We start from the raw sequence: 21,927 nt of genomic DNA on the forward strand, positions 1-21,927 counted from the left end.
ATTTCTTTTATCGTTTTTAATAGTTCGAGAGTAATAAAAATATAGAAAACATATTACCTAAATGCTTGATTAGAGATTATATAGATAAATCGTTGCTTATACTAAGCTAATGAACACTAGGTCAATGAATGGAGGCTTTGTTAATGGAGATTGAACAAACTAGGTATTCACGATTGGCCCATATAACAAAATTGATCAATACAAACTTTGAATTACGCCCTTTGCTAGAGCATGTTATAACAGCTATATCTGAAGAAGTTGTACGTTGTGACTCTGTCGGAATTTACTTGCCACAAGAAGACGGGAGTTTCCGAGGGTATGTTGGAAAACCAGCTATTATTAATGGCATGACACTTGATATGCATGTAGTGGATACAGAATATGATTTATTAGCAAAAGAAGTAATCGAAACGCAGCAAACCATTTACATAGCAGATACGTCGAAAGACAACCGTCCTGATCCAAGGGCAGTTGCAGGGTTCGGTATCAAGTCGCTATTAGCACTTCCAATTTCGTATGAAGGCGAATTATTCGGTCTGGTATTTCTCTTTGACTATGGTATTCCAATGGATTTGACTGCAGATGAAATACAAACTGTAGAAGCTTATGTCAACATGGCAGGTGTAGCCATTCGCAACGTTAAGAATTTGCAGCGTAAGGAAAGCATTCTTGCTGAAAAGCAATTACTGCTAGATTTGACGCGGGACTTGTCTATGACTTCCTCAATGACTGATGTTATGGAAAAATGCTTCCATTATGTCGGTAAGGTTTTGAAAAATGACAATATTGGTGTGCACTTATTAGATCCAATAGTGGATGCAAAGATGAAACCGACTAATTTAAGTACTAAAAGTGAATGGGTTGAAGAGGACTGGTTAGACAAACACGAGCAACTTCAGTTTGACCCATCGAATGATCGTGTGTTTGACGCTGTGATCGCTTCTAAAAAGCCACTTTGTATTCGAGATGTGACAAAAGACGATAGAGTCAACCAAGAGGTATGTAAAACATTTGGAATTACAGGTATGCTCATGCTTCCTTTTGTATCAATGGGAGAAGTTTTAGGAGCACTCGTTCTTGTTAGTTTTGAGGAAGATAATAAGGTCTTTTGTGAGTCAGATATTGAGCTTGCTCAATCAATTACAGAGGCTACTGCGTCAACACTTTCCAACTTGTTGTATATGGACAAGCAGGAACTTTTGATCGAACAACGGACATCAGAAGTTGTTTCAAAAAATAATGAACTAAATACAGTGGTTTCAGAGTTAGAGAATCTTAGTAGAGAAAAAGAGCTAATATTGAATTCGGTAGAAGAAGGTATTTTTGGTTTTGATTTAGAAAATAAAATTACGTTTTGCAACCGAGCAGCTGCTTCAATATTGGGGTATCAAAAGGAAGAATTAATCGGTCAGTCCTATAAAAATCTTTTGCCAAAAAACCAAGATTTAATCCTGGCAACTATTTCTTTAGAAGAAGATTTAAAGTTTCTAAAAAAAGATGGCAATCCGTTTTCTGTTGAGTATGTTGTTTCTTCTATAAAAGAAAATGAACAACTCATCGGTGAAGTAGTTACGTTCAGAGACATTACAAAGAGAAAGCAATTAGAAAAAGAAGTTAGTCATTTAGCATATTATGATCATTTGACTGATTTGCCAAATCGTATTTTACTAGAAGATTACTTAAAGCAGCAAACAGAAAAAGCCATAGGTTCTGGACAAAAAGTGGCGGTATTATACTTGGACCTGGATCGTTTTAAAATAATAAATGATAGTTTCGGCCATAGTTACGGAGATATGTTATTAAAGAATGTAGCAAATCGCTTACGACGGAGTGTACCGAAAAAAGCATTTGTGTCGAGACAAGGAGGCGATGAATTTACCATCGTCTTACCAGACTATGACAACAATCAAGAAGTGTTAAACCTTGTGAATAAACTAGTAGAGTCATTTACTGAACCATTTTCTCTAAAAGGAAATGAAGTATATGTTAAAACGAGTATTGGCATCAGTGTGTTCCCAGAACACGGCAATACAGCAGAAGTGTTGATTAAAAACGCAGATGCCGCGATGTACAAATCAAAAGAAAAATCCGGCACATATCATCATTTCTTTAATAATGATATGAGTGATTGGAGCATGGAGAGCATTTATTTGGAAAACGCCTTGAATAAAGCGTTAGAAAATGAAGAACTGAGTCTTCATTTCCAACCACAAATAAACTGCAAAACCAACCGCATTCTTGGAGCAGAAGCATTGCTTCGATGGAACCATCCTACGCGAGGGATGGTATCACCAATTGAATTTATTCCGGTTGCAGAAGAAACAGGGTTAATCGTACCAATTGGAAGATGGGTGCTTTTGAACGCATGTAAACAATTGAAAACATGGCATGCACAAGGCCACACACAAATGACCGTCTCCGTGAATTTATCAGGTAGACAGTTTGAAGAAGACGACTTGATCCCGATGATTGAAAGCATATTAGTGGAGACAGACATAGCTCCAGAATTTTTGCATATTGAACTGACTGAAAATCAGATTTTCAAAAATACGCATGTAACTTTGGAGAAGATGAGAGAAATAAAAGCGTTGGGTATTAAAATAGCGTTAGATGACTTTGGGACAGGGTATTCATCTTTAGGTTATTTGAAAAACTTCCCGATTGATACGTTGAAAATAGACAGATCGTTCATGCTTGATATTTTAACAGATAAAGACAACGCCGCGATTACAAGTACAATCATCACGCTGGCTCAAAACCTTAACTTGAATGTTATTGCTGAAGGTGTAGAAACGGTGGAACAATTAGACTTTTTAATCGCTAAAAATTGCTTTAACATCCAAGGGTATTATTATAGTAAACCCTTGCCTGCTGAAGAGTTAGCAAAGTATATTGACCAATTAGTACCCAATATTTAAGCGAATATTTATCAGGAACCGCGATTTGAATCAATTCAAATCGCGGTTTTTTTATGTAGTATCCGAGTCAAACTTCACACATTCTGCACGTTAAAGGTATACATTTAACTTAATGAAGTAAGGGAGGTTGAAAGTAATGATGGGACCAGGTTGGGGAATGAACTGGGGTATGGGCATGGGAGGAGGGCTTTGGGTGTTAATCTTATTAGTCATAATCATCGGCTTTGCCATTTACTTTTTTATGAAAAACAGCAATAACACGAACAATAATACACCTAATACCCGAAAAGATTCGAGTGCAGACGCGATGGAAATAGCTAAAAATAGGTTAGCGAAAGGAGAAATTACAACTGAAGAATTTGAGGAAATCAAGAAAAAACTTTTATAAAACATAAAAACCGCGGTCTGGATAACTAACTCCAAATCGCGGTTTTTTCTGTATCATTATTACACAACCAAATACTCTTTTAGCGCTTGCTGCAAGGTGCCAAGTGTTTTTGTTTTTGGATCAAATAACAATCCGAGGGATACCATTTTCCGAACGACCTCTGCGCGTAATCCAGTAATGATGGATTGACAACCCATCATTGAAGAGCCATCAATAATTTTCATGATGTGGTGAATGACTTCAGGCTCCATGTCGACAATTCCAGACAAATCTAGAATCAGTGTTTGAATGCGAGATACACTAACTTCAGTTAACACTTTTTCTTCGATAATTTCTGCTCGGAAAGAATCGATCGAACCGATTAATGGCAAAATAGAGACCGAAGTACCAATCGGGATAATGGGTACGGACAAGTTTTCGACAAGTTGTCGATGTGCCAAAATCAAGGAATCTTTATACGTCGAATAGCTAATAAAAAATGTGTTTAAAAAAGTATCGACGCGTGTATTGATATCTTTTTCCATAGTGAAAAAATCGAATGCGACTTCGTTAGGTGTAGCTTCATCGTATTTCTGAAGGAAAGTCCAAAGGGTACGGCGAATGGCTTGAATCCATTCTAATTTAAATGATAGCTCAATCGAGTGTGTTGCCCAGGCAATTCCTTCTTGTTTGGCAAATAATTTTAGTTCTTCTTCTTGTCCGTCAATAATATGCCCGACAACTTTATGAGCATTGGTTACAAGGTCGATGTTGCCGACAGTCAATATTTCATTAATCTTGTCCTTCACAGTAACTGCTTCTTCAACTAATTTTTCTTCAAATGCTATTTGATTTTGCAAAAAGTACGCTTTAATTTTTTCTGAACTTTGTAATGCCTCAGTCATTAGTTTATCTCCTTTACCATGAAAACTATTTGGTCACTTTAACTTATGTATTTAGTATAGCATTAATAATATTCGTTGAATGTAGTATCAATAAGGTAGCAAACATTTTACTATTACCCATAGGCGTGTAGAGAGAAACATTTTCATGATCAAAAAGAAAACGTTTACTTTAAACAATCCACTTTTTTATCAGAAGATATTAATTGTGTCATGAAAAAGCAGGAAGACTCCTTAAAAGGATTATCTTCCTGCTTTTTAATAGAGTTAGTGTTTAGCTGGCAAATCTTCTACGTCTTTTTCTTCGCGTTCTTCTTGTTCGATTTTATGAAGCATACTGCCAACAGACGAAATGCGTCCTTGAATGTCTTTATGAGTTAAATGTTTGCGCTCAAGCATAGTTGGCGATTCGACTCCTGCTGCCGCCGCCACGTTAAACAATCCGGCACGCAACGACATAACGTAATTGGCAACGCGGTACATTTTCTCGCCAACGACTAACCCGTCTTGTAAATCAGGATCAGTTGTCGCGACACCAACAGGACAGGTATTTGTATGACAAACTCCGGCCATGATGCAACCGACACTAATCATAAAGCCTCGTGCGATATTGACTAAGTCAGCACCCATTGATAGCGCAATCGCTATTTTATCGGGGGTGATGAGTTTTCCAGAAGCAATCAGTTTCACACGGTCACGTACACCGTATTGACGAAGCAATTCGTCGACAATGGGTAAAGCAGTTAAGATCGGCAAGCCAACTGAATCAGCAAGTTCTTGATAGGTCGCGCCAGTTCCACCTTCACCGCCGTCGATGGTGATAAAGTCAGGCCCTTTACCGCTGTCTTTCATAATTTGTACCATTTCCTCGAGTCCTTCAACGTCGCCGACCACAATTTTCATGCCAACCGGTTTACCACCAACTTCACGCATGTCTTCAATAAAATCAAATAGCTTATCAAACGAATCATATTCTGTGAAACGGTTTGGACTGTTTACAGTTTTACCTGGTTCAATCAACCGTATACGTGCAATTTCTTCAGTTACTTTCTGACCTTCTAAATGTCCACCACGTGTTTTTGCACCTTGTGCGAGTTTCACTTCAAAAGCTTTTACTTTTTCCATGTCTGCTTTTTCTTTAAATGCTTCCCAAGAAAATTCACCACCAGGTGTCCGCACACCAAAAAGACCTGGACCAATTTGCATGATCAAATCTGTGTCACCAGCCAAGTGATGATCCGAAATTCCGCCTTCTCCCGTATTCATCCAAGTGCCACCTGCAATGCCGAGTCCCTTTGATAATGCGGTAATGGCATGTTCACCTAATGCGCCGTAGCTCATTGCGGACATGCCCACTTGTCCTTTTATGCGAAATGGTTGTCTACAATAGCCTTCACCGAGCACAACTGCATCTTCATCTCGTAAGTAGTAAGGGTCACTAAGAACTTCTTCTCTATGCTCTTTCCGTGACATCAAGCCTTCATTGTCAATGACATATTGATACGTCGTCACTTTTTGACTATTGTCGACTCTTAACTCGGTCCGTAATTTGGGGAAGAGGGAGTTGCGAATATAGAAACCGTCTTCTGCAAAATTGCGACTAGAGCCAAATCCGATTAACCGCTCATTGTATTTTCCGGCTTTGACGATATCTTGGTACTGTATGCGAGAGAAGGGCAGCCCTTCATTGTCACCAGAAAATAAATATTGGCGTAGCTCTGGACCCACGTGTTCAGCCATATAGCGAACCCGTCCGAGTAGCGGGAAATTACGGAGAACCGCATGTTGTTTTTGATGATTATCTTTTTGATAGATATATGCAATATAAGCAAGTGGAGCAGCAATTGTAGTCCCCACTAATGCTGATGGTAAGTATTTCGTTATTTTTCCCATAAAATCCACCTTTTTTAAGTTTTTTTATCCGTTTTTCAACGCATGTTCAATTGGCATGTTTCCAGCTACTATTTTGAGTGTTTTATTGTATGTAGCTTTGTTGGTAAGGGATTGGACTAAGACAGCAGCGATGTCTTCATAAGGAATTTCCATGACCTTTTTGCTTGGAGAAGTAATAATGTCTATCAGTCCTTTACCTGGTTTGTGAACGCCACGGCTCGAATAGACGACTGTATAAGTAAAGCCATCCAGCTTAATAAGTTCTTCGGGAATTTTCTTGCCGCCTGTTTCTTGGGATTCCGCAGACTCGTCTACACGAGCGGGGCTTAAGTAAATAACCCGTTCAATGCCTTGTTTACGTGCTTCTTTCATGGCACGGGCAACCGCTTTTTTATCAACAAGGACGTTTCTATTTTCACCGGCAGTCGGATTTGCGCCAGCTATATAAATAATCGCATCACATCCTGAAATCGCTTCGACAAAATCATAATCCTTCGTGACGCATACATCGGCAGCACCAATCATTTTCAGTTCTTCTGCTCGGTTCTCGGTTTCTGCAATCGTGATCGCTTCATGGTTTTCTGCAGCAAGCTTCCGTAACAAATACTCACCGACATCTCCGCCGCCACCAAATACGAATACTTTCATCCAATCCCTCCCCATATAAATTGCTGTATTCAACTTTTCCCTTCCGCTCGAGCAATGAAACCATTTAATAGAAAAGAACGGGTTTATTAACTAGAGAACAATAGTCTTAATTATAAAGAACAAAAGACAGGACCTGCGGTAGGCCCTGTCATGTGCATGCTGCTATTTTGTTGGGATTTTAACCTTTACAGTCTCGTCGAGGTAATTCGGATAAGCGAACAAATTCACTTTCAAAGGATTTGTATACCCGTTGTCTTCAATGCCAATATCAATCATTTTTCTTCCTTCATAGGCACCCGATATTCCGGAATAGCGGGTATCAATGGGGTCGCCATTGGCATCTGTAATTTGCTGGTCAATTCCATAAGGAAGTTCTTCTCCTTCTTCCATTTTTAAGGTCAACTCAAATCCAGACCGGTTTGATTTGGTTAACGTTAATCGATTGTCTTTTGGACTGTGGAGCAGTAAGTTCTGATCAGTATCGATCATGAAATAAGAATCTTCTTGATCAACTGCTTGGATTTTATCTATTCGCAAATACAATTGTTTCGGTTTTTCGAAATAATTACTTTGCAAATAATATATGACTTCTCCGTCTTCAGTAAGATTAGAAGCTGAAATTCCATTTGTGGCTGAACTCCAGATTTCTCCGTCTTCATCTTCAAGTCGCATGTCTTCAAATTGTAGAATTTTCTTCGTGTTCGTTGGATCAAATGAGATTTTCACACTAACACGAAGGGGGTGAATCGTGACTTGATCAATGGAAAATTTTTGGCCATCCACTTCAACTTCTTTCCCCATTTCATAAGTGATGCTTGGCTTCGTATTTTCCGGAATTGTGAATGGTATGGAAAAATCAAACGGTTTGTTGTTTAAAAGAGTTTCTAATTCAAGTGTAAAGGATAAATCTTCAAATTTTGTTGGTTCGTCGAACGCGTATTTAATAATATCTGTATAGATTTTTGGCGATTGTTCTTCAGATGCCGGAAAACTATACGAAATGCTTGTTGAATCGAGCTTTTGTTGATTGAGTAAAACGGGATTTTCAATGACGATATCATTCATTTCTACAGGTGATTCTATTGTATAGAAAATATTCATTCCCGATTCATCTAAAATGACGCCATCAATTGTCAATGTAGTATGCCCGATTGTTTGTGATTCTCCAATAGATTGGTAATAGTCATTTTCAAATATAGCCGTAAGCCCTTTATCGTCTTGAATTAACTCCACGAACTTCTCCATTCCTGGAAGGGATGCCACAGCATTTGCAAAAGTAGGAGACACACGAATGGTCGTGACCAATGTAAGAATTAACAATGCAGCTGCAGCTAGACTCCAAAGTGTTCGTTTCCGTTTAGCGCGGGTGTGCATTTTTTCTCGTTTGGCTCGTTCAAGTCCTTGTGAAATTGCTTGATCAGCTTTATCGATAGGGAGAGAAAGTTGTTCCAAGTGGTTTTTGAAATCGTTCAATTTCTTTTCCTCTTTTTCATACATGATCAATCTCTCCTTTATCTTCAAAATATTTGCGGAGGGTGCGCAAGGTTTTATGTAAGCGTGATTTCACCGTACCTTCAGGAATCTTTTCAATAACTGCAATGTCTTTAATTTTAATATCTTGAAAATACTTCATGTAAATTAATTGTTGGTCACCGGGGGATAACGCATTCATCGCTTCTTGTAATTCGATTTGTGTTAAATCATCCGAAAAAGCGGAGTCGATAGCGTTTCCGTTATGTAAAAATCGTTTGTCTTTTTTTAGTTGATCTTGGCAATAGTTAATCATAATGCGGATTAGCCAAGTTTTTGCATAGTTAGGTTCTTTTAATGTATGGATTTTTTTGAAGGCTCGATAAGTGGTTTCTTGTAAAGCTTCTAGCGCATCATGTTCATTTTTGAGGAACGCCAAAGCAGTACGCAACAAGGATTCTTTATGTATATGCATTAGTAGGATAAAAGCTTCTTCCTCACCACGTATTGCTTTTTGAGCGATCTTGGTTTCGTCCACAGTTAACACCTCATTTTCTCTAGTTATATATTAGACATAGCAGAGCGGAAAAAGTTCATGCGAAATTAATTATTTTTTGAGAGGGGAATTTTCATGTAGGAAATGAGAGATTAAAACTCATTCAATAAAAAACCGCGATTCTTTTTAAGGAATCACGGTTTTTTGTATGCTATTAACTGTAATAGGGCTTACGAAAAGAGCGGAATGTTCATGGTTGTTTGGGCTGGTTTTGTTTCAACAATGATTTCTCCGTTTCGAATCGAGTAAAGAACGTCTGCTTGTGTCCGAACGGCTTCGTATTCAGAATCAGAATCGATGACGATTAAATTGGCGTTGTTGCCTTCTTTAACGCCGTACTCTTCTTCGATTGCGAGAGTTTTAGCGCCGTTTACTGTGATCAAGTCGAGTGCTTTAATGATATGTGCGTAATCGGTCATGTGACACGCGTGAAGACCTGTATCCACAACAGTCATTAAATTGCCGTCGCCAAGCGGATACCATGGATCCATAATGGAGTCGAGGCCGAAACAAACGTTAATGTTTTCAGCTAGTAATTCTTTAACGCGAGTCACACCACGACGAGCGGGATGCCCATCAAAGCGGCCTTGCAAGTGAAGGTTCGCTTTTGGCAATGAAACAAAGTTGATGTTGGCTTTTTTTAGCGTTTGGAATAATTTATACGTATAAGCGTTGCTATAAGAGGCCATAGCAGTCGTGTGACTTGCCGTTACCCGATGTCCGATACCGAGTTTCATGGCCTCTCCTGCTAGAACTTCTAAATAACGCGATTGGTCGTCGTCAATTTCATCGCAATGAATATCGACTAATTTATCGTATTTCACTGCCAGTTCTAAAGCTTTCACAACTGAACGAACGCCGTCTTCACGTGTTAGCTCGTAATGAGGGATTCCACCAATTACGTCAGCTCCCATTTCGAGTGCTTTGATCAATAACGCTTCACTATCGGGATTGGTGTACAGTCCTTCTTGTGGAAACGCCACAATTTGCAGGTCCATCCACGGCTTAATTTCTTCTTTTAGTTCCAACATTGCTCGTAATCCTTTTAGTTCAGGATCGCCTATGTCCACATGCGTTCGTGTATATTGAATGCCGTGCTTGATTTGCATTTCGATGGCTTTTAACGCACGCTTTTTCAGATCATCTTTTGTTTCATGAATAAGTTGTTTGCGTTCTCCCCAAATTTCAATTCCTTCAAAAACGGAACCAGATTTACTCCATCTCGGTGTGCCTGCCGTCAATACATAATCCAAGTGAATATGCGGCTCTACATAAGGAGGTAATACCAATTTACCATTCAAATCGATTACATGGTCATCGCTTGTGTGGGGATCGTTTGATGCGGCTTGGATCGAGTGGATTTGCGCTGCTTGAATCGCAATATCCCATTTTCCTTCTTGTCCGTAAAGTTTTGCGTTTTTCAATAACATCTAACATTCTTCCTTTCTTGGTCTATACGTACTTGTTGACTCATAGCTATCTTAACAAATTGGGGGGATACATGCAGGAGCGACCCCTTGAAAACTAAAAAGGATGAACTTCATTGTTAATAAAATGAAGTTTTTAGTAAGAACAGATAGGGAATAAAGAGGACAATGACAAGATTTGAAGAAACTATACATAACGGGATATAGCATTCGATTTCTCTGTCTTAGTAGTATGTTTTAAATTAAGTTTCAGACTTTTCAGCAACTAATACTATGAGGGAGAAAGGCGGTACATAAATGAGTAATTCACAAAAATCCATAATCGTAATTGGCGGAGGACTTGGCGGCTTGTCCGCAGCGATTTCTCTTGCGCAAAAAGGTTACGAGGTTTCGTTGTATGAAAAAAATGATCATATTGGTGGCAAAGTAAATCGCTTAGAGCAAGATGGGTTTGGATTTGATCTCGGCCCATCTATTTTAACAATGCCTCATATTTTCGATAAATTGTTTCAAGAGAGTGGCAAGCGCATGGAAGACTACGTCCAAATCATACGTCTAGAGCGGGAATGGCGGTCATTTTTCCCGGATGGTACGGTATTGGATTTGTATCATGACCTTGATTTGATGGAAAAGACCAATCCTGCGCTTTCCCGAAAAGACATGAATGAGTATTATGCATTACTGAAATACGCAAGAAAGATTTACAAGACGACCGAACACAGCTATTTAAAAGAAGGTTTTGAATCACCACAAGAAGCAGTTGCGCAGAACGGCATCCTCGCAACTTTAACCGGATTTGATCTGACGTCCACTATGTATAGCGCGATATCTAAACGCATCAGCAATCCGCATTTACGCGATATGCTTTCATACTATGTGAAGTACGTAGGGTCTTCTCCGTACAGTGCGCCTGCCGTGTTGAATATGATGATTTATATGCAACATGCTCAAGGCTGCTGGTACGTAAAAGGTGGTACACATAAACTAGCAGAAGGGCTAGTGAAACTTGCAGAAGAAATTGGTGTTAAACTCCATACAGGTATGGGGGTCATTCGTGCGTTGACAAGTGAAGAAGGTAAGATTGTCGGTGTTGAACTTGAAGACGGGTCATTTGAAAAAGCCGATTATTATGTATCAAATATGGAAGTAATTCCGTTTTATAAAAAAATGGTGGCAGCAGACGAAACCTTTGTCGCAGATTTAAAGAAAAAATACGAACCCGCAAGTTCAGGGCTTGTATTGCATCTCGGTGTTAAAAAAACTTATCCATTCTTAAATCATCACAACTTTTTCTTCTCAGAAAACTTGCATGAACAAATGGAGAAAGTGTTTGAAAAACACGAACTGCCAGACGATCCAACGATTTACCTGGTGAACGTCAATAAAACCGATCCAACACAAGCGCCAGAAGGACACGAGAACATTAAGATTTTGCCACATATTCCTTATATCCAGGATAATCCGTTTACACCTGAAGATTATGCGAAGTTTGAAGAAATCGTTCTCGATAAACTTGAACGCATGGGCATGCATGACCTGCGTGACAATATCGTCACACGTGATGTTTGGACTCCGCATGATATCGAACGTGTTTACGGTTCAGACCGCGGAGCGATTTATGGAACGGTTTCCGATAAAAAGAAAAACGGTGGATTTAAACATAAAAAGCAAAGCGAGCTATATGACAACTTGTACTTTGTCGGCGGCACCGTCAATCCAGGTGGCGGTATGCCAATGGTGACATTGAGCGGGCAGCAAGTTAGTGATAAGATTGTGAAAAGAGATAGTGCTGGTAAGTAGAACCAGAAAGGAGCAATTTGATGAGCTTCATGGATGATTTAATGGGTGCGATGTTCGATTTATTGAAACTCTTCGGGTATTTTATTGCTGGAGTAGTCATCGTATCCATAGTTATGTACGGACTTGCTGGATTGTTTGACTGGATTAGCTATTTTTAGTTTTAACATATGAATATAAACAAAGACCATCTTCATGAAATCACTAGATTTCGAAGATGGTCTTTTTAGATAGAGTTTCCTAATTCAGTTTGAATACGCGATATGTGCCGGTCCATAAGCTGCTTTGCTAATTCGCTATTGTTTGATGCAATAGCGTTATAGATTTCTTCATGTTCAAAGAGCGTTTCTTGGTGACGGTTCGTATCAATAAAGCGATGGTTACGTGTTTCACGGATATTTTCTTCCATACGTGTTGCCAATGTCTCCATCAAATCGATTAATAAGTGATTGTTTGTAGCATGTGCTATTTGTAAGTGAAAATCAACATCTGCTTGAACACCTAACTCGGGATTATTTTTAGCTTGTGCCATTAACGTTAAGGATTTTCTGATCATTTTTAAGTTTTCAGGAGTGGCGCGTTGTGCGGCAAGAGAAGCGGCTTCTACTTCGAAGGCACGCCTTACTTCAAGCATTTCATTGATCAAAACAGCTTTTGTTTTATCAATTTTTGTCCGTAGTTCGTTGCCAAGTAACTCTCGTTTGGGTGTTGAAAGAAAACTTCCACCGCCTTGCCGAGTTTCGATCAAGTCGTTACTTTCCAGTTTCTTTAGCGCTTCTCTAATGGAATTTCGACTGACTCCAAACATACTTGCAAGAGCTCGCTCAGAGGGGAGTCGGTCGCCGGGCTGTAAATTTTCTTCAAGGCAGAAGAGGGTAATCTGTTCTACAATTAATTCGTATGTCTTTTTCTTATGATTCAAAACAAATTCTCTCCTTGCGTTCAGGTTTTACGCTTTACTTTATCATACAGAAACAAAGCGCTAATGTCTGATAAATTCATTGTGATTTTCTGATTATTATGTATAATTGGGTTAATTGGTTGGACCAATTTTACAATGAAACGCAAAAAGGGAGCGAAAAAATATGGCCATTGCAAATCAAGAGAAGATTTTAGATAGTTTAAAAGAGCATTTAACCGCTGAGCAAATTAGCGTTAATACAACAATTAAAGAATTACATGGCCAAGATGAATCTTATCATCAAATGAAATTACCGGATATTGTGGTTTTTCCTGAAACAACAGAACAAGTTTCAGCAATTATGAAGGTATCTGCACAACACAAAATTCCTGTGATTCCATTTGGTCTAGGTTCCAGTTTAGAAGGCCACGTCATTCCACAAAGCGGTGGCATGACAGTTGATTTTTCATTGATGAATAAAATAATAGAGGTTTATGAAGAAGACTTTTTAGTGACAGTACAACCTGGAGTGACTCGTACGCAACTCAATAAAGAGTTAAAAAAGTATGGCTTATTTTTCACAGTAGATCCTGGAGCCGATGCGACACTTGGTGGAATGGTTGCGACAAACGCGAGCGGGACGACTACGGTGAGATATGGGGTTATGCGTGATCAAGTTCGTGATTTAGAAGTGGTATTAGCAGATGGCGCGGTCATTCATACCGGCAGCAAGGCTGCAAAATCTTCATCGGGTCTGCATTTAAACGGCTTGTTTGTCGGTTCTGAAGGAACGCTCGGTTGCTTTACTGAAATGACGCTGCGTGTTTACGGGATTCCTGAATTTATCACGGCGGCACGTGCATCGTTTGAAACCGTAAAAGATGCGGTAGAAGCGGTTGTTTCTATTTTGCAAGCGGGCATTCCAATTGCGCGTGTTGAACTATTGGATGAGGAATCCATGAGACAAGTAAATAAATACAACGATACAGCGTATCTCGAAAAGCCAACGCTATTTTTAGAGTTTCATGGCAATGAAGCCGGATTAAAGCAAGATGTTGAATTCACACAAGAAATCGTTCAAGGACATGGCTGCAAAGAAGTGGATTTTGAAACGGATACGGCAGCACGGAATCGTTTGTGGGAAGCACGCCACTCGTTAGCTTATGCGTATATCCATGCCCACCCAGGCAAGAAAATGATGGTAACAGATGTATGCTTGCCCATTTCAGAACTGGCTGGAGCGGTCGAACATGCCCGTGAAAACCTGTTAGAGCTCGGTTTGCCTGGTGGAGTACTTGGACATGTCGGAGATGGCAATTACCATGCGCTCATCATGATTGATATGAACAATCTAGAAGAAGTAGAAAGATCACAGAAATTCAATGAACGCATTGTGTTGTACGCACTTGAAAGAGGCGGCACATGCACGGGGGAGCACGGCGTAGGAATTGGAAAGCAAAAATATCAACGCCAAGAACACGGCGGTGCTTTTGACGTCATGGAAAAAATTAAAGTCGCTCTAGACCCTGCTAATCTATTGAATCCTGGCAAAAATATTAAAATAGAATAAATAATAATTAGCCGTCCGTATGTTGGACGGCTTTTTTAATAAATGAAGTAGTTGCTTAGATCTTTCTTCTACTGGTAATGAATTAGAGCTATTTTAGTTCTTAATCGAACAACTGTATTAGTAACATCGAATAGCTTACAATTTAGAAAACAGCGTCTAGAGGAACTAGTTACGTGAGGAGGATTAGTATGAATATCGGAATCATTGGAACAGGGAATATTGCTGCGTATTTATTGGAACAAATAAACGTCAATCAGTTAGTCGACGGCAAAATCACGGCGGTTTTTGGGCGCAACAAAAGAGTGGGTCCGCGCTTAAGTGAGCAGTATCATATTGATTTTTATACAAATATTGAGGAGTTTTTGAACACGCCGCTCGATATTGTTGTAGAAGCATCAACAATCGAAGCGGCTAGTCTTTATGTAGAGGACGTGGTCGCCCATAAAAAAGACCTCGTCGTTAGTAGCATCGGCGTGTTTAAAGAAACTGCATTTTTAGATAGAGTTAAAGAGTTAGCAGCGTCTTTAGGTACGACCGTATTCTTGCCTTCAGGTGCAATTGGCGGATTGGACGTCTTGCAATCAGCTAAAGCGGCTGGTGGTTTGACACGAGTTCAGATCACGACACGAAAATCACCCGCATCGCTCGGGATAGAATCAGAAGAAGAACAAATAGTATTTGAAGGATCTGCATATCAAGCAGTTGAAAAGTTTCCTAAGAACGTCAACGTGGCGTTAGTGCTCGCAATCGCAGGAATCGGTGTTGAAAAAACAAATGTACGTGTCATCGTTGACCCAGCCGTTACGCAAAACTCTCACGTCATTGAAGCTGAAGGGGATTTTGGACGGATGGAACTTAAAGTCGAAAACAACCCGATGCTGAGTAACCCCAAAACCAGTCTTCTTGCGGCTTTGAGTATTTTGAGTGTGTTGCAGAATAAAGAAAGTGCGTTGCGAATTGGAAACTGAGTAGCATGAGGTTTTCTTATATACTAGGATCCTAAATACACGAATCTGGCGGGAGGGTTCTAAATTGAAAATCATAATAGCACCTGATTCGTTTAAAGGCAGTTTATCTGCGCTAGAAGCGGCCGAAGCAATGGCTGAAGTGATACGGGAACTTGACTACCAAATAGATGTTGTTCCATTACCAGCAGCAGATGGCGGTGAAGGAACTATGCTGGCGATGGTTAGAGCGACTAGCGGTAAATTAGTGGAACATCAAGTTGAAGATCCGCTCGGACGTAACGTATCTGCTTGTTACGGTGTTTTAGGCGATGGTCAAACTTGTGTGATCGAAATCGCTGAAGCATCCGGTCTGATGCTTTTAACTGAAGATGAAAGAGATCCCTTAATAACTTCTTCATTTGGTACCGGTCAATTGATTGGTCACGCATTAGACGCGGGGTTCCGGAAATTTATCGTTGGGCTTGGAGGAAGTGCTACGAATGACGGCGGAACTGGAATGTTAGAAGCTCTTGGAATGAAGTTTTTAGACAGCGCTGGACGACACTTAGCGCGAGGTGGCGGCTCACTCGGAGAGCTTGTAGAAATAGATGGTTCCGGTTTTGACCGCCGCATTGAAGAAAGTACCTTCTTAATCGCCAGTGACGTGGAAAATCCCTTTGTCGGCTACCAAGGAGCTTCGGCCATATTTGGGCCGCAAAAAGGAGCAACGCCTGAGATGGTCCAACAGCTGGATGTTAATTTACGAAACTTTGCTGATAAAATCGAGCAATTAACAGGTCTAGCTCTGCATAATAAACAAGGTGCCGGTGCAGCAGGTGGGGCGGGTGGTGCGTTACAAGCCTTTTTCTTAGGAGACATGCGACGTGGTATTGATGTGGTATTAAACGCGATTGGCTTCGAGTCTTATTTAGAAACAGCTGACTTGATCATCACGGGAGAAGGCAAAAGTGACAGTCAGACATTATCTGGTAAAACGCCTTTCGGTATTGCTGAAGTGGCAAAGCGAGCGGGTAAACCCGTAATTTTGATTTCTGGAATGGTCGATTCAGAAAGTAAAGATTTATTAGAGCCTTATTTCAGTGAGATATATTCGATTGTTGGAGCAGAGGTTTCGGTGGAACAAGCGATGTCGGATGCTTATGAGCAATTGAAGGTGAAAACACAAATCGCTGTTAAGACATTTATGGAGAAGAGCTAGCTAGAACAAAAAGCGGTTTAACCTATCCATATTCTGAGAATTTCTAATAGAAATCCCACACCACTTTGAAGAAAGTAACAAAAAAAGGACACTCTAAAAGAGTGCTCCTTTTTTGTTACCATTTGTTATTTGCTTCAAGAATTGCTTTTAAATCTCTAAACAAATTATCATGGGTTCTCGCCATTTGTTTACCGTCGTGTTTTTCAGTATTTTCAATACTTGTCAACCATGAATCTTTTCCAACATGAGGATTTTTAATTGAAAGGTGAATTGTATGTTGATCTTGTTTCCAAAAGTTCAAATTAAGTCCTGATAAAGTTTTAGTTTCTTTAGTCATTTTCAAGTTCCTCCCAACATGTATGATGCATAGTATACATGAAGAATTTTTAAAGAGCATTTTTAAAAAAATGAAACGAATATTTATATTTTTTCGCTTTCGCACAAAATAAGTCTATATTAAGATAAAAAAACATTATTATTGATAATAATTTGACATTCCGTGTTAAAGGGAATATAATATAGCCATCAATTATTGGATACATACTAATAAACTTAGAATAAAAATGATTTTTTTCAGAAAATAACCAGTGCCTTTCAGTGTTTCATACACATACACATTCCTCTGGCGGCAAACAAGACACCAGTTCCAACATCCAGATACTGCATCCAGCGAATTCTGTTTGTCTGTTCATTGCCAGCCAAGCCCAAGGAAGGAGGACTGCTATGATCGATGATTTTTTAAACCAACCTGTCTATTTGCCTACTGAGGAAAATATGTTCAGGAAGGTGCGAACTAATGAAGTACATCAGAAAAATCCTTTTTCTGCTGTTGTCTTCCATTGTCATCGGAAGTGTTTCAATGTTACCTGTTTTGGCACAAGCTTCAGAGGCTTATACCACAAGCTACTACTCTGATTATTCGATGCATAATATTGCATGTGAATATAACGAGGACTTAGGTCAGCATGTAGTTAAAGCATATCCGCCAAAAAACGTAACATCGATGTCGAATACAGAACTGGATGTGGTTACGTGGACACCTGTACTTTACCACTGGGACGGTGTACGCTTTCACGTCTGGTACAAGTTCGACATGCCTTCTGCTTATTCTAAAGTAACTCCACATGGCATTGAGCATGGTGGATGGTTCGACACTGAAACACAAGAAAAATTCGATTCAGTCACATTCAAGAACTTACCTTCAGGATCATTTGCGGTCATGAATGTAATGACGTTTGAAAGTAATGGCGAAGTTCTGCGAAAAGTTTCGCCGAATACGTGTGACATCGAACGATAAGTTAAGATTGTTGTTCGTCAAACCAACGAATAACACAAAAGTCGTTTTCATGGATTTTTAATCCGTACAAACGGCTTTTTTATTATCTTGAAAATTCAGCGTCTACATCTAAAAGCCTTTCCTATAAATTTCACAATTTTAAAAGCGCATATCGGACAATAGATGATATGATTAGATGAAAACAAATCAGGCAAAACGCGTCGGTTTGAAATTTTTTAGCTCCAAAGAACAGGTGATTACATGAGTAAACAACATTCAGCGACATATAAAACATCGGTACGACTAACCAAGACGGCAATGGAAAAAATGGGCGTGTTCGGCATCAGCGAACGCTCATTTTTTGTTGCGGACAAAGCGTTTAAGGTGTTTATCGAACGCTATCCTTCTAATGCGGATGGTGAGCTTTCGGTTGCGTTAATTTTGGACCGATCGGAAAATGTCCGGTTAACGGGAAAAGAAGCAGAAGCATCGTTTGTTTTACACGGTGTTTTTACGAATCACAATTTGTTGATCACCAATGTAACACAGCGAAAATCCTATCAAGCGCTTGGCACGAACTGGCAGCGTGAGGAATATATGCTATTTGATCGATCGCGTGAGGCAGCATCTATCCCATTGATCAACCTGATTAACCGAATGACACCAGCTAAGGAAAGTTCGGAATACGTTAAAAAACGGATTGGTAGTTGGGAAGGCTATTTGAAAATTCAAGAACGCGGGATGGATATTCCAGACATCAAAACCGCTTATTCGAGTTTGTCGTTTAGTCATGATTTCAGTCGCATCACATTAAAAGGTTGCCAGCTAAAAGAAACCGAGTGGAAATCGTTAAAAAACTTAACGGTGCGATTAACTGGAGTTTCCGGAGACGTCGGTACCGTGATTAAAGCGGCGAACAGAACGGTAGAAATCGAACTTCAAAATTACATGGTCAAACAGCTGAGAGAAAACGACTTGTCACTTGATAAAAAAGAAGTGGTCTTTAGTAATTTTGCAGCATTAAGCCAAATAAGACGACTTCGTCAAGGTTTTGCCAATTTGGAAAAAGGACTTGCGGTAAATCCGAATTTGGATCGTCTTTTATTTGAAGAAAAGCCCCCTGTTAAACCGCTAAAGCCTTTCGAAAAACTATCGTTTCATAACCGTTTAAACGAGTTTCAGCAAAAAGCGGTGTCAGGTGCAATGGCAGCAGAGGACTTGTATGTAATACAAGGGCCACCAGGAACAGGAAAGACTACGGTTATTTCAGAAATCTGTTTGCAGAATGCTAAAAAAGGATTGCGAACACTTGTCGCATCGCAGTCAAATTTGGCCGTTGATAATGCACTTGGACGTTTATTGGCCAATAAAGACATCCGGATTTTACGAGTGGGCCGTACCGAAAGCATTGAAGAAGAAGGCAAAAAGTTTATCGAAGAAAATGTTGGCCAATATTGGAAAGACCATACCTTAAAAGAAGTATCGGCACAGTATGAAATGCGCAAAAAACGCGAACCAGAATTGAAAAAAGAACTAGCACAAAATGAACAAGCTACAGAAAAACTTCAGCCCGTCTATGAAAGTTTAGTAGTTGCAGTAGAAGAGAAAAAGCGAGCTGTAGAAAAACAACATAAGATTAAACAGCAACTCGAACAAGAAGAAATAAAAAAATCTGCATTCGAGCGTGTGCAAGATAAAGCGTTACAAGACAAACAAGGGATCGAAAAAGCAATTCAAAAACTAGAGAATTTGCTTCAACAAGACACAGCATTTGTTGAAGATAAAGAAGACACCGAGTGGCTCGTACAAGAACAGAACATTAAAGGCACGATTCAACAACTCGAACGCGCGCTTGGAAGAGAACGAATAGAGCAAGATTTAGAAGTGAAAAGGCAAGAACTAGAAGCCATCAAAGAAAAACGCGATCAAATGGCGGAAATTATAGAACAAAAAAAATTAGCCGTTGCTAATATGGACAGTATTAAGAAAATCGATAGTTTGCTGGCCCTATTAAAAGAAGAACGTGTCGAAGAAACGGCGTCAATTACGTATTTGATCAACCGACTAGAAGCCAATCGTGAAAACATGGCAGACTGGACGAAGCTAAACGAATACAACGAACTCGTCTCTACGGCAATTTCATATATAGAAAAACTATTAGCCTCAGTCGATATTTCAGTGGCTAGTTTAAAAGAACAAGCCTTATTAAAAACAGAAGCGTATAGCTCTGCAGAAATTGATGAGTATTTAGAAAAGTTGAGAGCGATCTTAAAAGGCGCACAACGCAGCAACCCGACTGTTTTGCAAAAAGGGCTTATCGGCTTATATAGAAGACAAAGCGATTTGTGGAGAAGAGGTGCGAAGTTTAAAGCGGTTGATGTGTATATTGCAGAGTCAAAACGAGCTTTTAGCGATTTGAAGAAAACCTTGTGCGCGGAACTAATTAAACAGCAAGAACAGTACCGTGTATGGGACGAGAAGTGGTTAGAAAAACAAGAAAAACAGCAAGAAGATATGGCACCACTCGAGCTGCGTTACCGCCAATTGCCAAACGCTGAAGATCTACCCGCTGACATTAACGGGGCAATTCACGAGTCTAAAGCGCAACTCAACAAGCTTCAAAAAGACAAAGCGTTGGTTGACCAAACCAAGCAGCGTATAGCCTCACAACAAGTTGAACACGAACAAAAACGTAGGTTGTTAGAATCTACAAATACACAATTAGCTACAGTAGAAGCTGAAATTGAACAAGTCGAACTGGTAATAGCGGATTGTGAACAGCAACTCGGTGTTTTATCGGAAGTTGTGACTTCAAATCCTGAACAGCGACTAGAAGAGACAACAAAACAACTCGCCAGTTTGTCATTTACCAAAGAATCGCTCAAACAAGAAATGAAGAATTTGCCTTTATTGCAATCGGTACAAAAAAAATGGTTGGATTTATTGGCCACTGCGAACGAGCATGATTTAGATGAAATCCGCAAATTATATATTAAACACGCCAATGTGATTGGAACGACCTGTGTGGCTTCAGCACGTAAAGATTTTATCGATAATTACCCAGAGTTTGATGTGGTCATAATTGACGAAGTGTCAAAAGCGACGCCACCGGAATTATTGTTGCCAATGTTAAAAGGACAAAAAGTCATTTTAGTAGGAGATCATCATCAATTGCCGCCGCTTCTCGGCAACGACACATTAGAAGAAACGCTGCAAGAAATGATTGCTGAAGACAATGGCTTTGAAGAAAAGAAAGAGCTAGAAAAGCTATTAGAAGAATCGCTATTTGAACGACTGTATAAAAACTTACCAGCTGCCAATAAAACCATGCTTGCTATTCAATACCGCATGCATGAAGACATTATGGAAACCATTTCACCGTTTTACCGGTTGGAAAACGATCAATTGCAATGTGGTATCGAGGACTCTGATAGCGAGCGAGATCATTTATTAGAATCACCGATTGTCAAACGAGATAATCATTTGATGTGGCTTGATTTGCCGAATGAACCTGTCTTTTTTGAAGAACGCATGAGCGGTGGGAAGAGTTTGTATAACGCTTCTGAGCTTCAGGAAATTCGTGCGTTATTAATCGAATTGAATGACGCAGCCGCCAGAGCAAAACAGGCTGGTCGAATTGCTCCAGACGAAGTGAAAAGTATTGGCGTTATTAGTTTTTACGGCGAACAAGTGAAACGACTGCAACGCATGCTCGACCAAGAACTGCGCTTGCCGCATTTGACGGTTCGGACAGGAACGGTTGACCGTTTCCAAGGAAGCGAACGTGACATTATCATTCTGAGTATGGTTCGTAACAATCAAAACAAGCACGGTGATATCGGTTTTGCGAAAGACTACCGCCGCTTAAACGTCGCGTTATCGCGTGCAAAAGAGTTATTAGTGCTCGTCGGCAGTTCAGAAATGTTTACCAAAAGAGCGAAACAGGCGGAAACGCGCAAAATGTACAAACATGTACTAGAAGTTGTGAAGCAGAAAAACGGCTTGAAAGCATTAGCAAACAGTAAGGGGTGACGAT

17 protein-coding genes are annotated in these 21,927 nt (G+C 39.8%); 9 read left to right on the top strand and 8 right to left on the bottom strand.

Translation table 11 applies throughout. From position 1 onward, the window contains the following. Positions 1–143 precede the first annotated feature (143 nt). Both PLANO_RS03060 and PLANO_RS03065 read left to right on the top strand, forming a co-directional pair. Entirely contained in the window at positions 144–2,918 is a 2,775-nt protein-coding gene (locus tag PLANO_RS03060; RefSeq protein ID WP_038702890.1) for a bifunctional diguanylate cyclase/phosphodiesterase, read from the top strand. Between the two features lie 136 nt (positions 2,919–3,054). Beyond that, complete coding sequence (locus PLANO_RS03065; protein WP_038702892.1) at positions 3,055–3,306, top strand: SHOCT domain-containing protein; 252 nt, start codon at positions 3,055–3,057, stop codon at positions 3,304–3,306. Between the two features lie 59 nt (positions 3,307–3,365). Here the strand turns inward: PLANO_RS03065 and PLANO_RS03070 are convergent, their stop codons facing one another. The 6 genes from PLANO_RS03070 to codA all read right to left on the bottom strand — a co-directional run bounded on the left by PLANO_RS03070 (position 3,366) and on the right by codA (position 10,184). After that, positions 3,366–4,190, bottom strand: a complete 825-nt coding sequence (locus PLANO_RS03070) for an STAS domain-containing protein (protein ID WP_038702893.1) — start codon at positions 4,188–4,190, stop codon at positions 3,366–3,368. A gap of 264 nt (positions 4,191–4,454) precedes the next feature. Next, on the bottom strand, positions 4,455–6,080 hold the full coding sequence (locus tag PLANO_RS03075; RefSeq protein ID WP_038702895.1) for an FMN-binding glutamate synthase family protein: 1,626 nt from the start codon (positions 6,078–6,080) through the stop codon (positions 4,455–4,457). Positions 6,081–6,104: 24 nt separating this feature from the next. Continuing rightward, complete coding sequence (locus PLANO_RS03080; protein ID WP_038702897.1) at positions 6,105–6,728, bottom strand: NAD(P)H-binding protein; 624 nt, start codon at positions 6,726–6,728, stop codon at positions 6,105–6,107. A 162-nt stretch (positions 6,729–6,890) separates the two neighbouring features. After that, entirely contained in the window at positions 6,891–8,225 is a 1,335-nt protein-coding gene (locus PLANO_RS03085) for a DUF4179 domain-containing protein (RefSeq protein ID WP_038702899.1), read from the bottom strand. Continuing rightward, positions 8,218–8,736, bottom strand: a complete 519-nt coding sequence (locus tag PLANO_RS03090; protein WP_038702901.1) for a sigma-70 family RNA polymerase sigma factor — start codon at positions 8,734–8,736, stop codon at positions 8,218–8,220. The genes PLANO_RS03085 and PLANO_RS03090 overlap by 8 nt, the downstream gene beginning before the upstream one ends. Before the next feature lie 188 nt (positions 8,737–8,924). After that, positions 8,925–10,184: a cytosine deaminase gene (gene codA, locus PLANO_RS03095; RefSeq protein WP_038702903.1), complete on the bottom strand. Its 1,260-nt coding sequence runs from the start codon at positions 10,182–10,184 to the stop codon at positions 8,925–8,927. A 294-nt stretch (positions 10,185–10,478) separates the two neighbouring features. On the opposite strand from codA, the gene PLANO_RS03100 reads away from it, so the two are divergent. Both PLANO_RS03100 and PLANO_RS16050 read left to right on the top strand, forming a co-directional pair. Then, entirely contained in the window at positions 10,479–11,981 is a 1,503-nt protein-coding gene (locus PLANO_RS03100; protein ID WP_038702905.1) for a phytoene desaturase family protein, read from the top strand. A gap of 20 nt (positions 11,982–12,001) precedes the next feature. Then, positions 12,002–12,139 carry a hypothetical protein gene (locus tag PLANO_RS16050; protein ID WP_197053105.1) on the top strand — a complete coding sequence of 46 codons (138 nt, stop codon included), beginning with the start codon at positions 12,002–12,004 and terminating at the stop codon, positions 12,137–12,139. A gap of 65 nt (positions 12,140–12,204) precedes the next feature. Here PLANO_RS16050 and PLANO_RS03105 read toward each other — a convergent pair whose 3' ends face one another. Then, positions 12,205–12,900, bottom strand: coding sequence for a FadR/GntR family transcriptional regulator (locus tag PLANO_RS03105; protein WP_038702907.1), 696 nt, complete (start codon positions 12,898–12,900; stop codon positions 12,205–12,207). 163 nt (positions 12,901–13,063) lie between these two features. Here PLANO_RS03105 and PLANO_RS03110 point away from each other — a divergent pair, with 163 nt between their 5' ends. The 3 genes from PLANO_RS03110 to PLANO_RS03120 all read left to right on the top strand — a co-directional run bounded on the left by PLANO_RS03110 (position 13,064) and on the right by PLANO_RS03120 (position 16,615). Continuing rightward, positions 13,064–14,449, top strand: a complete 1,386-nt coding sequence (locus tag PLANO_RS03110) for an FAD-binding oxidoreductase (RefSeq protein WP_038702910.1) — start codon at positions 13,064–13,066, stop codon at positions 14,447–14,449. Between the two features lie 188 nt (positions 14,450–14,637). Then, positions 14,638–15,417, top strand: a complete 780-nt coding sequence (gene nadX / locus PLANO_RS03115) for an aspartate dehydrogenase (protein WP_038702912.1) — start codon at positions 14,638–14,640, stop codon at positions 15,415–15,417. 64 nt (positions 15,418–15,481) lie between these two features. After that, positions 15,482–16,615 carry a glycerate kinase gene (locus PLANO_RS03120; RefSeq protein ID WP_038702914.1) on the top strand — a complete coding sequence of 378 codons (1,134 nt, stop codon included), beginning with the start codon at positions 15,482–15,484 and terminating at the stop codon, positions 16,613–16,615. Positions 16,616–16,730: 115 nt separating this feature from the next. Here PLANO_RS03120 and PLANO_RS03125 read toward each other — a convergent pair whose 3' ends face one another. Further along, a complete protein-coding gene (locus PLANO_RS03125) occupies positions 16,731–16,952 on the bottom strand; it encodes a hypothetical protein (RefSeq protein WP_038702916.1) in 222 nt (73 codons plus the stop codon). 459 nt (positions 16,953–17,411) lie between these two features. On the opposite strand from PLANO_RS03125, the gene PLANO_RS03130 reads away from it, so the two are divergent. Together PLANO_RS03130 and PLANO_RS03135 are read left to right on the top strand one after the other, a co-directional pair. Further along, the gene (locus PLANO_RS03130) at positions 17,412–17,912 is read left to right on the top strand and encodes a hypothetical protein (RefSeq protein WP_038702918.1); all 501 of its coding nucleotides are present in this window, start codon (positions 17,412–17,414) and stop codon (positions 17,910–17,912) included. Between the two features lie 240 nt (positions 17,913–18,152). Further along, positions 18,153–21,923: an AAA domain-containing protein gene (locus tag PLANO_RS03135; protein WP_038702920.1), complete on the top strand. Its 3,771-nt coding sequence runs from the start codon at positions 18,153–18,155 to the stop codon at positions 21,921–21,923. The last annotated feature ends 4 nt before the right edge of the window (positions 21,924–21,927 follow it).

The sequence above is a fragment of the Planococcus sp. PAMC 21323 genome (assembly GCF_000785555.1).
Classification (GTDB): Bacteria; Bacillota; Bacilli; order Bacillales_A; family Planococcaceae; genus Planococcus.